Raw genomic sequence first — 627 nt, forward strand, 5'->3', positions numbered from 1 at the left:
GTTGACATTTTTGGCAGCTCTGGCGAAAATAGAGTATTTGGTAGCGGAAAACCCTTGATTCAGCTTTTCACTGCGGATGGAAATATCGCGGTTGAAAAAACAAAATAAATTTTTAAAGGTGGCGGGACGTTCGTGATGTCCCGCTCTTTCTATAGTGTTTTTGCATTTATTAAATCCTGGCGCAAGCTATCCGAGTTGTGATTCAATATTTGACAGCAATTCCAAGACCTGGTTGGAAGCTTCTTCTAACTGTTTTAACGCATTTTCTCCAGCCTTCATCTCTCCCCTTTTAAAACTTTCCACTGCCTGCCTTGCAGAATGATGGACTTCTTTATGCGATTTTTCCAATTGTTTAAATGCAGCTATTTTCCTGATACCTTCCGGCAAATTTCCGTAATACCATTGGCCTAACCGGCAAGTTTCGTGGGAAGTCAACTCGTTTTCATCAATATTCCCCAGGCCCAGCAGCATATTATATACTTTCCACTTCCCAAGCAGGTGAGCCGATTTCGTGATTCTTACAATATCTTTTGAGCTAAACTTAATGTTAATCGTAAAAAAGTTTTTCCTAAAGTGATCCATTTTTTCGCTTAAATCAAATACTAATTTTGCGGTTTTTTGCGCAAT

The 627-nt window shown here is 39.2% G+C and carries 1 protein-coding gene; it reads right to left on the reverse strand.

The genetic code is table 11. The features are described 5' to 3' along the window. Positions 1-186: 186 nt before the first annotated feature. A partial coding sequence (locus ACLWS4_RS37270) for a CZB domain-containing protein (RefSeq protein WP_416876461.1) occupies positions 187-627 on the reverse strand: 441 nt, incomplete at its 5' end.

This window comes from Kitasatospora sp. SC0581, from assembly GCF_048159585.1.
Classification (GTDB): domain Bacteria; phylum Actinomycetota; class Actinomycetes; order Streptomycetales; family Streptomycetaceae; genus Kitasatospora.